Consider the following 11,458-nt stretch of genomic DNA (forward strand, 5'->3'; position numbering starts at 1 on the left):
TCAATTGCTCGCTCCTCCCAAGCGGTATTCGTTGTCCTCTCCCTCCTTGACGCTTCACGCGCTCTTCAACAGAGCAAATCTCTATTTTTTTCTCAAGGAATCTTCATGGATACCGGTATCGTCAAGTGGTTCAACGACAGCAAAGGCTTTGGTTTCATCACGCCGGACAACGGCGGCGACGACCTCTTCGCTCACTTCTCCGAAATTCGTGCCGACGGCTTCAAGACGTTGGCTGAAAACCAAAAAGTGAGCTTCGAAACGAAGCAGGGCCCGAAGGGTCTGCAAGCGGCCAACATCAAGCCGCTGTAAAGTTTGAAGGGCCCGGCGTCCGTCGACGGACGCCGGGTCGCAGCGACATCCCCACGGAGCTTCGTCTCCTAAAGTTGGCGCGATCGGCTTCAGCTGCATCTGTTTATTCAGCAGCTTGCCACGCGCTACACGTCTCGTTGCACTTCATCCCCCTCCGGCCGCAACGCCTTATTTTCGCTTTCCGACTGCGCCAGATTCCGCTCGCAATGGCGTTGAATCGGCGTACCCGTGCGCATTTCGCACGGCACGCGCGCACTCGATCATCATTAAAATTAAAATGCACAACCAACGAATTCAACAGTACAACGGCTATGCCGTCCAACCCTCGGCGCATCGCCTGCCCGACGGGAGTTTTTCATCCAACCTGCTGCTCGAACGCGCCGATAGCACGCGCGACGAAGGCCGCTACCAGTTCTACTCGCTCGACTACTTCCCGAGCGAAGCGCAGGCGCTCGCGCATTCGGCACGCTGGGCGCGCAACTGGGTCGATACGCGCGGTTAAAGGTTGCGCGGCTGTCGATATCCGCAGACGGTCATAAAAAACCGGCGGGCAACGTGCCCGTCGGTTTTTTTGCATGGCGCGCCCGTTCACCTCCTTCACCGCAGTCCGGCACGACGCAGTCGTCCGCCCCGGCAGGCCACGATGCCAAAGCATAGGGCCGCCGCCGTCATATCCATATCGGCAATGCTTCGTTTGCGGCCGCTATCGCCCATGCGACGATTCTTCCAACCGAGCGGCGCCGGCCGCTCCCCGAAGATGTCTCGCATGGAGTTCATTCGATGATTCGTTTCACCCGCTGGATCACTCGCGCCGCCGCCGTCTCGCTCGTCGCCCTGTCCGCCGCGTCGGCATTCGCGCAAGGCGGCGCCGACAGGATCGTGCGCATCGGCTATCAAAAGGCCGGCCTGCTGTCGATCATCAAGGCGCAGGGCGCGCTCGAAGCGCGACTCAAGCCGCTCGGCTATGACGTTCAATGGTTCGAGTTCCCGGCCGGCCCGCAACTGCTCGAAGCGCTGAACGCGAACAGCATCGACTTCGGCTACACCGGCGCGCCGCCGCCCGTGTTCGCGCAGGCGGCCGGCGTGCAGTTCGTCTATGTCGGCGCGGAACCGCCGGCGCCGCATGACGAAGCCGTGTTCGTGAAGGGCGATTCGCCGATCCGGACGGTGGCCGGCCTGCGCGGCAAGAAGGTCGCGCTGCAGAAAGGCTCGAGCGCGAACTACCTGCTGCTCGAGGCGTTGAAGAAAGCCGGCGTGCGCTATGACGAAATTCATCCGGTGTATCTCGCGCCGGCCGACGCGCGCGCCGCGTTCGAAAGCGGCAATGTCGATGCGTGGGCCGTGTGGGATCCGTACTACGCGGCCGCGCAGAACGCGCTGAAGGTGCGCACGCTATCCGACTACACGGGGCTCGCGGCGACCAACAACTTCTACGAGGCAACGCGGCGTTTCGCGCAACAGCATCCCGACGTGGTCGGCGCGATCCTGAAACAGGCGCGCGAAACGGGCCAGTGGGTCAACGGGCATCCGGCCGACACGGCCGCGCTGCTTGCACCGAAGGTCGGGTTGCCCGAGGCGCTCGTCGAGACGTGGATCAAGCGGGTGCCGTTCGGTGCGGTGCCGATCGACGAACGCATCGTCGCCGCGCAGCAGGGTGTTGCCGATGCGTTTTACGCGGCGAAGCTGATTCCGCGGAAGCTGAACGTGGCCGAGAACGCATGGGTCGACAAAAACGTGGCGAGTGCGCTGGCGGCGAAGTAACGCTCACGGCCTCATCCATCAGCAGGCCGGCCGGGCGCGTCGCCCCGCCGGCCGCTTTCGTGTCCCGCGCCGCACGCGCTCAACGCAACGCTTCCGCCACCTTCTTCTGCCGCCACAGGCACAGCAGATCGCAAGCCACATGCGCGGCGGCGATCGCCGTGATGTCCGCGTGATCGTACGCGGGCGCCACCTCCACCACATCCGCCCCGACCAGATTCACCGCCCCGAGCGCCCGCACGATCGCCAGCGCCTGCGCCGACGATAATCCGCCCGCGACCGGCGTCCCCGTCCCCGGCGCAAACGCCGGATCCAGGCAATCGATATCGAACGTCAGATACGCAGGCCGCGCGCCGACGATCTCGACGATCCGCTCCACCGCCGCTCGCGAGCCATGGTCATGCACCCACGCGGCATCGAGCCGCTCGATCCCGAGAAAGTCGTCGTTCCACGTGCGGATGCCGACCTGCACCGACGTCGCGGGATCGATCAGCCCTTCCTTCACCGCCTTGTAGAACATCGTCCCGTGATTGAGGCTGTCCGGATCGTCATCGGCCCACGTATCGCAGTGCGCGTCGAAATGGATCAGCGACAGCGGCTTGCCGTAGCGCTCCGCGTGCGCGACCAGCAGCGGATAAGTGATGTAGTGGTCGCCGCCGAGCGTCAGCATCTTCGCGCCGGAGCGCAGGATCGTGCGCGCATGCTCGACGATCGCCGGCTTGATCGACAGCGGATTGTGCGCGTCGAACCAGCAGTCGCCGTAATCGATGGCCGCGAGATCGTCGAACGGATCGAAGCCCCACGGATACGGATTGAGCTCCGCGAGCTGCACGCTCGCCGCGCGAATCGCGGCCGGCCCGAGCCGCGCCCCGGAGCGATAGGTCGTCGCGAGATCGAGCGGCACGCCGGAGATCGCGACGTCGACGCCGTCGAGTGTGCGCGAGTAATTGCGGCGCATGAACGACAGCACGCCCGCATAGGTGTTTTCGATCGAGGAACCGTACGGCGCGGTGCGACGGATCGCGCCGTCGCCGTGGAGAAGTTCGGTCATGGTCGGACCTGTTTTCGTGGTGACCGCGCCGCCCCGCTTCGACTGAGTGCGCGGGCCAGGCACGGCGGGATTCATCGGGCATGTACCGGCTCGCGCATCCGGTCGCGGAGCGAGGCGGGACATCGACAACGGCAATACCGCGGCGATCGTAGCAAGCCGAATCGGAACCGTTGCCCCGGTTCAGCCGGGGCAACGCGCGAAAAAAGTCCGGTAGCGGCATCGCCGCCGGTCGCCGTCGTTTCCTAGAAGGATTCGCCGGTTTTCGCACGCCCGTCCTTCCGGATAATGGCCGGCAGCCGCGCTGTCGACGGCGCGCCGTCCACCGCAGACAACAACAAACCGGAGACACCCGCCTTGATCGCCACGCTTCCCGCCACCTACCGCCGGCTCTGGCCGCTCGCCATCGCCGCGGCGCTGCTGTACGGCCTGTCGCTCGCCGCCGCGCCCTATCCGGGCCAGGCCGCCGCGAAAGCCGTGATGGGCATCCTGCTGCTCGCGGCAGGCAGCACCTGCGGCGCGCCGCGCGAACGCGCGTGGCTGTGCGCGGCGCTCGCGACCGCCGTGCTCGGCGACGTGCTGCTCGCACTGCCCGAGTGGCCGCCGTCGTTCGTGTTCGGCCTCGGCGCGTTCCTGCTCACGCACCTGTGTTACTGCGCGATCTTCTTCCGGTGGCGCGCGCGGCCGCATGGCTGGCGCATCGTTGCGCTCGTCGGGCTGTGGATCGCCGCGCCGGCGTTGTACGTGGCGTTCTTCCCGCACCTCGGCGCGCTGCTGGCGCCGGTCGCCGTCTATATGCTCGTGCTGTGCGCGATGGCGAGTTTCGCGCTCGCCGCACGCACGCACGGCCCGCTGGTCGCGATCGGCAGCCTGATCTTCGTCGGCTCCGACACACTGATCGGCGTCGGCCGGTTCCTCGGCGGTTTTCCAGGCATCGACTACCCGATCTGGGGCCTCTATGCGCTCGCGCAGGTCACGATCGTGGCGGGGGTTTTCCATGAGGCAGTCGGCCAGCCGACCCGTCCCTGATACCGTTTCAAACAGGCCACCGCCCGCTCGCGGTCCCGCCTTTTCTTCCTCTCGCCCTGCCGACGGCCCTTTCCGCGCATTCCGCATTGCGGAAACGGGGCCGTTCCAAACCCCGCGCAGCCTTTCCCCGCGTGGCTTTCGGCCCTTAGAGCGTCGCCTCTAGCCTCTTGCGGTTTTCGGGTTCACCCACTATCGTTACATCAACCAATGTAACATTAAAAAATGAGCCAGATCGGAGACACCCGGATGAATGCTCGCACGTTGCCTTTCGGTCCGCCCGGCCATGACGGCCTGGATGAAACCATCGACATCGCCATCATCGGCACCGGCTTCGCCGGCCTCGGGATGGCGATCCGCCTGAAACAAACCGGCGTGACCGACTTCGTCGTCCTCGAGAAGGCGGCGTCGGTCGGCGGCACGTGGCGCGACAATCATTACCCCGGGTGTGCATGCGACGTGCAATCGCACGTCTATTCCTTCTCGTTCGCGCCGAACCCGCGCTGGACGCGCATGTTCGCGCCGCAGCCGGAGATCCGCGCGTATCTGGAAGACTGCGTGCAGCGCTTCGGCGTCGGCCCGCACCTGCGGCTGAATCACGAGCTGCAGCGCGCCGAGTACGACGAAGCCGCGCAACGCTGGCGCCTCACGTTCGCGAACGGCAAGCGGCTGTCGGCGCGCGTGCTGGTGTCCGGAATGGGCGGGCTGTCGCGCGCCGCGCTGCCGGCGATTCCCGGCGTGGAAACCTTCAAGGGCCGCGCGTTCCATTCGCAGCAGTGGGATCACGACTACCCGCTCGAAGGCAAGCGCGTCGCGGTGATCGGCACCGGCGCGAGCGCGATCCAGTTCGTGCCGCAGATCGCCCCGCGCGTGAAGACGCTCGCGCTGTTCCAGCGCACGCCGCCGTGGATCATGCCGAAGCCCGACCGCAACCTGACCGGTGTCGAGAAATGGTTGTTCCGCACGCTGCCGTTCACGCAGAAGATCGTGCGCAGCGGCATCTACTGGATGCTCGAATCGCGCGTGCTCGGCTTCGCGATCCATCCGTCGCTGATGAAGAACGTGCAGAAGCTCGCGCTGCGCCACATCCGCAAGCAGATTCCCGATCCGGAACTGCGCAAGACCGTCACGCCGAACTACACGCTCGGCTGCAAGCGCGTGCTGATCTCGAACGACTACTACCCCGCGCTGTCGCGCAAGAACGTCGACGTGATCACGACCGGCATCGATCGCATCGAAGCCGACGCGGTCGTGACGACCGACGGCAAGCGCCATGAAGTCGACTGCCTGATCTACGGCACCGGCTTCCAGGTGGCCGACCCGTATCCGCGCGGCGCGATCATCGGCCGCGGCGGTCTCGACATCGTCGATGCGTGGCGCGACGGCGCGCACGCCTACCTCGGCACGACGCTGCCCGGCTACCCGAACTTCTTCATGATCGTCGGCCCGAACACGGGCCTCGGCCACAATTCGATGGTGTTCATGATCGAGTCGCAGATCGAATACATCCTCGGCGCGCTGCAGGCAATGCGCCGCGAGCGCGCGGAGGCGATCGAGGTGCGCCCGCTCGTCGAGGCGCAGTACAACGACGACCTGCAGGGCAAGCTCAAGAAGGCGATCTGGTCGACGGGCGGCTGCAAGAGCTGGTACCTCGACCCGCGCACCGGCAAGAACACGACACTGTGGCCAGGCTTCACGTGGCGCTTCCGCCAGGCCACGGCGCAGTTCTCGATCGCCGATTACCACGCGTATCGCGCGCCGCACGACACGACCGCGCGGCCCGCCGCCGCGCCGGCCGCTTCCGCTTCCACGTCCGCCGAAGCGGCCTGAGCCAGACAAGGAGCCATCGACATGAGAGATTTCACCAACAAGGTCGCCGCGATCACGGGTGCCGGCTCGGGCATGGGCCGCGCGCTTTCGATCCAGCTCGCGCAGGCCGGCTGCCACGTGTCGCTCGCCGACAAGAACGGCGTCGGCCTCGCCGAAACCGAACGGATCGTCCGTGCGATCGCGCCGAACGTGCGCGTGTCGACGCGCGTGCTCGACGTCGGCGATCGCGACGCGATGTTCGCGTGGGCCGACGACACCGCGAAGGTGCACGGCAAGGTCAACCTGATCTTCAACAACGCGGGCGTCGCGCTGTCGAGCACGATCGAAGGAATGGACTACAGCGATCTCGAGTGGATCGTGAACATCAACTTCTGGGGCGTCGTGCACGGCACGAAAGCGTTCCTGCCGCACCTGAAGGCATCGGGCGACGGCCACGTGATCAACACGTCGAGCATCTTCGGGATCTTCGCGCAGCCGGGCATGAGCGGCTACAACGCGACCAAGTTCGCGGTGCGCGGCTTCACCGAATCGCTACGCCAGGAACTCGACATGATGAAGTGCGGCGTGTCGGCCACCTGCGTGCATCCGGGCGGCATCCGCACGAACATCGCGCAGTCGAGCCGCGTCGCGAAGAACATGGTCGGCTTCATCGTCGAGAGCGAACAGCAAGGCAAGGACAGCTTCGAGAAGTTCTTCATCACGACCGCCGACGACGCCGCACGCACGATCCTCGCCGGCGTGCGCAAGAACAAGCGCCGCGTGCTGATCGGCCGCGACGCGAAGGGCGCGGACTGGATGGCGCGCATCCTGCCGGCCGCGTACCAGGCGCTCGTCGTGCTCGCGACGCGCCGCGAGGCCGCGAAGGCCCGCCGTGCCGCACGCGGCACGCCGGCACCGGTGCATGCCACCTACAACAACGCAGGCAATCAGGGAGAACAATCATGACGACACCGAACATGATGCCCGTACGGCGCGACATCCGTTTCGCGCTGCCACCCGAACGCGCGAAGGACTGGCATGTGCAGGGCGTGCCGGTCACGCACTTCATGAATGCGCTGTCGCTGCTGTTCCCGGCCGGCGAACGCTTCTTCATGGATTCGGTGCGCAACTACCGCGACCGGATCGAGGATCCCGAGCTGAAGAAGCAGGTGATCGGCTTCATCGGGCAGGAAGCGATGCACACGCGCGAGCACATCGAATACAACGACCTGCTGCAGGCGTCCGGGCTGCCCGCGCACAAGCTCGACAAGCGGTTGTGGACGATCCTCGGCTTCTTCAAGAAGACGCTGCCGCATTCGATGCAGCTCGCGATCACGATCGCGCTCGAACACTATACGGCGATCCTCGCGAACCAGTTGCTGTCGGGCCACGAGCACCGGATCGACGGCTCGGTCGAAGGCTACCAGCAGATGTGGATGTGGCACGCGATGGAGGAAACCGAGCACAAGGCGGTGTCGTACGACGTATGGAACGTCGTGATGAAGCCCGGCCTCGGCAGCTACCTGCTGCGCACCGGCACGATGCTGCTGACGACCATGATGTTCTGGACGATCGTGTTCGACTTCCACGTGCGGCTGATGCTGTCGCACCGTCGCAAGCATGGCCGGTTCGGCGGCATGTGGCGCCTCGTGAAGTATCTGTACAGCCCGCGGACCGGCGTGTTCCCGAGCATCGCGCGCGAATGGCTCGACTACTTCCGCCCGGGCTTCCACCCGTGGGATCACGACAACCATCAGTACCTGCAGGAACTCGACACGCTGCTCGAGAACATCGACGCGACCAACGCGCGCTATGCGGCGCAAGCCGCCCCGCGCCGCGTGCCGCTGCATTCGGTTGCGCAGGCATGACGCGATGGCACGCGCTCACGAGATGCTGACCGTCCGGTCCGGCGACGTGAAACTCGCCGTCTACGTCAGCGGGTCGCGTCGCGCGCCGCCGCTGATCCTCGTGCATGGCTACCCGGACTCGGCGGCCGTGTGGGCGCCGATCCGCGCGCGGCTCGCGAAGCGCTACCGCGTGATCGCGTACGACGTGCGCGGCGCCGGTGCATCCGATGCGCCGCGCCGCCGCGCCGACTACACGCTGGAGCGGCTCGCCGGCGACCTGAAGGCGGTGGCCGACGCGACCTGCGGCGGCCGGCCGTTCCACCTGGTCGGCCACGACTGGGGCTCGATCCAGTGCTGGGAGGCCGTGACCGACCCCGCGTTCCGCGGCCGCATCGCGTCGTACACGTCGATCTCCGGCCCGTGCCTCGATCACGTGTTCCGCGCGAAGATGCGGCTCAGGCAGAGCCTGAAATCCTGGTACATCGCGTTCTTCCATCTGCCGGTCGTGCCGTCCCTGGTGTGGCGGCTCGGCGGCGCCGCGCTGTGGCCGCACTGGCTGCAGCTCACCGAACGCGTGCGCGCCGAGCGCGATCCCGTGCAACTGAAGAACGCGCTGAACGGGATGCAGATGTACCGTGCGAACTTCCTTGCACGGGCCCGCAAGCCGCGTGAGCGGTACGCACAGGCGCCGGTGCAGATCCTCGTGCCGGTGCGCGACCGCTACGTGACGCCCGAGATGTCGGTCGACCTCGACCGCTGGCTCGGCGAGCACGTGCGCGAGGAAATCGACGGCACGCACTGGATCGTGCTGCGCCATCCGGACCTGATCGCGTCGCGGATCGACCGGTTCGCGGCCGCGCATGAAAGACCCGCGGTCGCCGAGGCATCGGCGACCGCACCGGCCGCGCGAACGGAAGCCGCGGTTCAGCGCAGCGGCGGCAGGCGCTTGAACAGCGTTTCGTAGTCGATCACGAGCCCGTCGTCGTCGATGTCCATCTCCGCGGTGAAATTCCGGAAGATGCCTTCGTAGCGATAGCGGCGGCCGGGTTCGATGCACGCGTACGCCTGCTTGACCGGCGTGACCTTCAGATCCGGCGTCGAGATGTACGCGACGTCGATCGGTCGCCGCTCTCCGCGCGCGAGCCCCAGGCGGCCGATCGGCAGCGAATTCGTGAACGGCGTCGCGGCGATGTCGATGTCGATGCAGCCATCCAGCTCGTGCAGCTCCCGCCCTGAACCGTCGCGCCAGTGCCCGGCTCCGTCGCCGTGCAGTTCGAGCGTGCCGCCGCCCATCACCTTGAGCACCGCGTACTTCACCCGCCACTGCGGATCGCACTCGACCCGGTACGCGAGCCCGTACGCACGGCCGTACCGCTGACCGACCACGGCGCTTTCGACGACGATCGCGCCGCCGCTCCGGTCGAACGTCAGATGTTCGACCCCGTCGCCTTCGAGCGACGACCAACGTAGTTCGCGCATCGTTCCACCTCCTTGGTATCCCGCGTCGGGGCATCGTCACATAAATCGTCGCTATCCGGAATGCCGCCGTCGATCGAGTCCAACTCGCATCAGTCGTGTTCGTCGGCCAGGTCCGGCCACTCGTACGGTAGCCCGGTCGCTGGAGCCGTGAAGCCAACGCGCATGGATCACCCCCTCGGCAACCCAGCCCCAAATCCTGACTATCCAGGATTCCCTATTTCGGTGCACCGGATTGTGTCCTATGCTCGCGGCTCATCCCATCCCGCCGCCATCATGCCTACCGCCCGTCCCGCCTCGCCGTCGATCGACCTGCGCATGCTGCTGCGCGGCATCGGGCAGATCGTGCTGCAGGCGAATGCGCTCACCGGTGCGCTGCTGCTCGCCGCGCTGGCGCTGAACGACCTGCGGCTCGCCTGCGCGGCGCTGGTCGGCTCGGCCGCCGCCAGCATGACGGCCGTGCTGACGGGCGCCGAACGCCGCGACGTCGAACAGGGGTTGCACGGTTTCAACGGCGCGCTGGCCGCGCTGATCGCCGTATCGTTCGCGCCCAGTCCACTCGTCGCGGTCGCGCTGGTGCCGCTGGTCGCGATCGGCGCGGCGCTCGTGCAACGCGCGATGCGGACGTCGCTCGCGCGCTGGCGCCAGTGCCCGTATTCGAGCCCGTGCCTGGCCGTCACCGCGCTGTGGCTGCCGTTTGTCGCGGTGCAGCATGCGGACGGTGCGACCGCCGCACCGGTGCCGACGCTCGCTGGCGCAACCGACGCGCTGCTGTCGGGCATCGCTCAGACCACCTTCGCGCAAGGCGCATGGGCCGGCGCGCTGGTCGTCGCCGGCCTCGCCCTCGCGTCGCGCCGCGCGGCCGCATTCGCGCTGGGCGGCGCGATCGTGTCGACCGTGCTGCTGGTCGCGCTCGGCGCGAGCGACGCGTCGTTCGCCGACGGCCTGCTCGGTTTCAACGGCGCGCTCGCCGCGCTCGCACTGATGGCGCGCGGGCCGCGTGCGGCGTTCGCGGCCGCCGCACTCGCCGCGCTGATCCAGTGGCTCGCGATGCGCGCGGGCTTCCCCGTGTTCACGGCACCGTTCGCGCTCGCGACGTGGGTGACCATCACCGTCGCGCGCCGCCTCACCCTCGGAGAACCCGATGTCATTCGCACACCGTCCTGATGCCGTGAAGCCCGGCGGCCCGATCTCCGACGCCGAACGCAGGCTGCGCGTCGACCTCGCCGCCGCATATCGGCTCGTCGCGCTGAACGGCTGGGACGACCTGATCTACACGCATTTGTCCGCGACCGTGCCCGGCGAACCCGGCCACTTCCTGATCAACCCGTTCGGCCTCACGTTCGACGAGGTTCGCGCATCGAACCTCGTGAAGATCGACGTGGCCGGCAACCGGATCGGCGACAGCGAGCATGCGGTCAACGCGACCGGCTTCGCGCTGCATGCGGCCGTGCACGCCGCGCGCGCCGACGCCGTCTGCGTGATGCACCTGCACAATACGGCCGGCATCGCCGTGTCGATCCAGCGCGACGGGCTGTTGCCGGCATCGCAGCACGCGCTGCGCTTTCATGGCGATCTCGCGTACCACGACTACGAAGCGCTCGCGTTCTCGCCGGCCGAAGGCGCGCGGCTGACCGCGAGCCTCGGCGCGAAATCCGCGATGCTGCTGCGCAACCACGGCACGCTGACGGTCGGCCGGACCGTCGCCGAAGCGTACGTGCTGATGGATACGCTGATCAAGGCGTGCGATATCCAGGTGCGCGCGCAAGCAGGCGGCGGACCGCTCGTGCTGCCGGCGCCGGCCATCGCGGAGCGCACCGCCGAACAGTTGCGCGACGGCGGCGCGGTCGAAGGCGAACTGGAATGGCCGGCGCTGCTGCGCCGGCTCGACCGGATCGATCCGTCGTATCGCGACTGACTGCGCTTGCGCACCCGACCGAATCGTTCATCGTCAATCGTTCAATCCCAACCGGAGCCTATGTCATGCCGACTTTCAACATCCAGCTTTTCGAAGGCCGCACCGTGGAGCAGAAGCGCGCATTCGTCGAAGCAATCACGCGCGTCACGTGCGAGACGCTCGGCTGCACGCCGGGCTCGGTCGACATCATCCTCACCGACGTGAAGAAAGAGAACTGGGCAACCGCCGGCAAGCTGTGGAGCGACGAGCGCTGAGCGCCGACGGCAG

13 protein-coding genes are annotated in these 11,458 nt (G+C 66.9%); 11 read left to right on the forward strand and 2 right to left on the reverse strand.

All coding sequences use genetic code 11. The features are described 5' to 3' along the window. The first annotated feature begins 105 nt into the window (after window positions 1–105). The 3 genes from QZM72_RS13975 to QZM72_RS13985 all read left to right on the forward strand — a co-directional run bounded on the left by QZM72_RS13975 (window position 106) and on the right by QZM72_RS13985 (window position 2,070). Window positions 106–309: a cold-shock protein gene (locus tag QZM72_RS13975; protein ID WP_006485974.1), complete on the forward strand. Its 204-nt coding sequence runs from the start codon at window positions 106–108 to the stop codon at window positions 307–309. A 277-nt stretch (window positions 310–586) separates the two neighbouring features. After that, entirely contained in the window at window positions 587–811 is a 225-nt protein-coding gene (locus QZM72_RS13980; protein ID WP_089470077.1) for a hypothetical protein, read from the forward strand. A 278-nt stretch (window positions 812–1,089) separates the two neighbouring features. Further along, window positions 1,090–2,070, forward strand: a complete 981-nt coding sequence (locus tag QZM72_RS13985; RefSeq protein WP_301738407.1) for a sulfonate ABC transporter substrate-binding protein — start codon at window positions 1,090–1,092, stop codon at window positions 2,068–2,070. Between the two features lie 79 nt (window positions 2,071–2,149). Here the strand turns inward: QZM72_RS13985 and speB are convergent, their stop codons facing one another. Next, the gene (gene speB / locus QZM72_RS13990; protein WP_301738408.1) at window positions 2,150–3,118 is read right to left on the reverse strand and encodes an agmatinase; all 969 of its coding nucleotides are present in this window, start codon (window positions 3,116–3,118) and stop codon (window positions 2,150–2,152) included. Window positions 3,119–3,472: 354 nt separating this feature from the next. On the opposite strand from speB, the gene QZM72_RS13995 reads away from it, so the two are divergent. The 5 genes from QZM72_RS13995 (at window position 3,473) to QZM72_RS14015 (ending at window position 8,761) form a co-directional block, all read left to right on the forward strand. Then, on the forward strand, window positions 3,473–4,144 hold the full coding sequence (locus QZM72_RS13995; protein ID WP_301738409.1) for a lysoplasmalogenase: 672 nt from the start codon (window positions 3,473–3,475) through the stop codon (window positions 4,142–4,144). A 246-nt stretch (window positions 4,145–4,390) separates the two neighbouring features. Further along, complete coding sequence (locus tag QZM72_RS14000; RefSeq protein WP_301738410.1) at window positions 4,391–5,971, forward strand: NAD(P)/FAD-dependent oxidoreductase; 1,581 nt, start codon at window positions 4,391–4,393, stop codon at window positions 5,969–5,971. Window positions 5,972–5,992: 21 nt separating this feature from the next. Further along, a complete protein-coding gene (locus tag QZM72_RS14005) occupies window positions 5,993–6,916 on the forward strand; it encodes an SDR family oxidoreductase (RefSeq protein ID WP_301738411.1) in 924 nt (307 codons plus the stop codon). Then, window positions 6,913–7,818 carry a metal-dependent hydrolase gene (locus QZM72_RS14010; RefSeq protein WP_089470082.1) on the forward strand — a complete coding sequence of 302 codons (906 nt, stop codon included), beginning with the start codon at window positions 6,913–6,915 and terminating at the stop codon, window positions 7,816–7,818. Before QZM72_RS14005 ends, QZM72_RS14010 begins: the two co-directional genes overlap by 4 nt. A 4-nt stretch (window positions 7,819–7,822) precedes the next feature. Continuing rightward, window positions 7,823–8,761, forward strand: coding sequence for an alpha/beta fold hydrolase (locus tag QZM72_RS14015; protein WP_089470083.1), 939 nt, complete (start codon window positions 7,823–7,825; stop codon window positions 8,759–8,761). On the opposite strand, the gene QZM72_RS14020 is transcribed toward QZM72_RS14015, so the two are convergent. Beyond that, entirely contained in the window at window positions 8,722–9,276 is a 555-nt protein-coding gene (locus QZM72_RS14020) for a putative glycolipid-binding domain-containing protein (RefSeq protein WP_089470084.1), read from the reverse strand. The genes QZM72_RS14015 and QZM72_RS14020 overlap by 40 nt on opposite strands. A gap of 273 nt (window positions 9,277–9,549) precedes the next feature. On the opposite strand from QZM72_RS14020, the gene QZM72_RS14025 reads away from it, so the two are divergent. The 3 genes from QZM72_RS14025 (at window position 9,550) to QZM72_RS14035 (ending at window position 11,445) form a co-directional block, all read left to right on the forward strand. After that, window positions 9,550–10,440, forward strand: a complete 891-nt coding sequence (locus QZM72_RS14025; protein WP_089470085.1) for an urea transporter — start codon at window positions 9,550–9,552, stop codon at window positions 10,438–10,440. Further along, complete coding sequence (locus tag QZM72_RS14030) at window positions 10,418–11,191, forward strand: class II aldolase/adducin family protein (protein WP_301738412.1); 774 nt, start codon at window positions 10,418–10,420, stop codon at window positions 11,189–11,191. Before QZM72_RS14025 ends, QZM72_RS14030 begins: the two co-directional genes overlap by 23 nt. A gap of 65 nt (window positions 11,192–11,256) precedes the next feature. After that, window positions 11,257–11,445 carry a 4-oxalocrotonate tautomerase gene (locus QZM72_RS14035; RefSeq protein ID WP_059500251.1) on the forward strand — a complete coding sequence of 63 codons (189 nt, stop codon included), beginning with the start codon at window positions 11,257–11,259 and terminating at the stop codon, window positions 11,443–11,445. The last annotated feature ends 13 nt before the right edge of the window (window positions 11,446–11,458 follow it).

The organism is Burkholderia sp. AU45388, assembly GCF_030481585.1.
In the GTDB taxonomy this organism is placed as follows: Bacteria; Pseudomonadota; Gammaproteobacteria; order Burkholderiales; family Burkholderiaceae; genus Burkholderia; species Burkholderia sola.

What these genes read in the sequence shown, in the direction of transcription:
- QZM72_RS14000 (WP_301738410.1), top strand. Translation starts at nt 4,391, where the DNA reads ATGAATGCTCGCACGTTGCCTTTCGGTCCGCCCGGCCATGACGGCCTG.
- speB (WP_301738408.1), bottom strand. Translation starts at nt 3,118, where the DNA reads ATGACCGAACTTCTCCACGGCGACGGCGCGATCCGTCGCACCGCGCCG.
- QZM72_RS14015 (WP_089470083.1), top strand. Translation starts at nt 7,823, where the DNA reads ATGGCACGCGCTCACGAGATGCTGACCGTCCGGTCCGGCGACGTGAAA.
- QZM72_RS14005 (WP_301738411.1), top strand. Translation starts at nt 5,993, where the DNA reads ATGAGAGATTTCACCAACAAGGTCGCCGCGATCACGGGTGCCGGCTCG.
- QZM72_RS14030 (WP_301738412.1), top strand. Translation starts at nt 10,418, where the DNA reads ATGTCATTCGCACACCGTCCTGATGCCGTGAAGCCCGGCGGCCCGATC.
- QZM72_RS14025 (WP_089470085.1), top strand. Translation starts at nt 9,550, where the DNA reads ATGCCTACCGCCCGTCCCGCCTCGCCGTCGATCGACCTGCGCATGCTG.
- QZM72_RS14010 (WP_089470082.1), top strand. Translation starts at nt 6,913, where the DNA reads ATGACGACACCGAACATGATGCCCGTACGGCGCGACATCCGTTTCGCG.
- QZM72_RS14035 (WP_059500251.1), top strand. Translation starts at nt 11,257, where the DNA reads ATGCCGACTTTCAACATCCAGCTTTTCGAAGGCCGCACCGTGGAGCAG.
- QZM72_RS13980 (WP_089470077.1), top strand. Translation starts at nt 587, where the DNA reads ATGCACAACCAACGAATTCAACAGTACAACGGCTATGCCGTCCAACCC.
- QZM72_RS13985 (WP_301738407.1), top strand. Translation starts at nt 1,090, where the DNA reads ATGATTCGTTTCACCCGCTGGATCACTCGCGCCGCCGCCGTCTCGCTC.
- QZM72_RS13975 (WP_006485974.1), top strand. Translation starts at nt 106, where the DNA reads ATGGATACCGGTATCGTCAAGTGGTTCAACGACAGCAAAGGCTTTGGT.
- QZM72_RS14020 (WP_089470084.1), bottom strand. Translation starts at nt 9,276, where the DNA reads ATGCGCGAACTACGTTGGTCGTCGCTCGAAGGCGACGGGGTCGAACAT.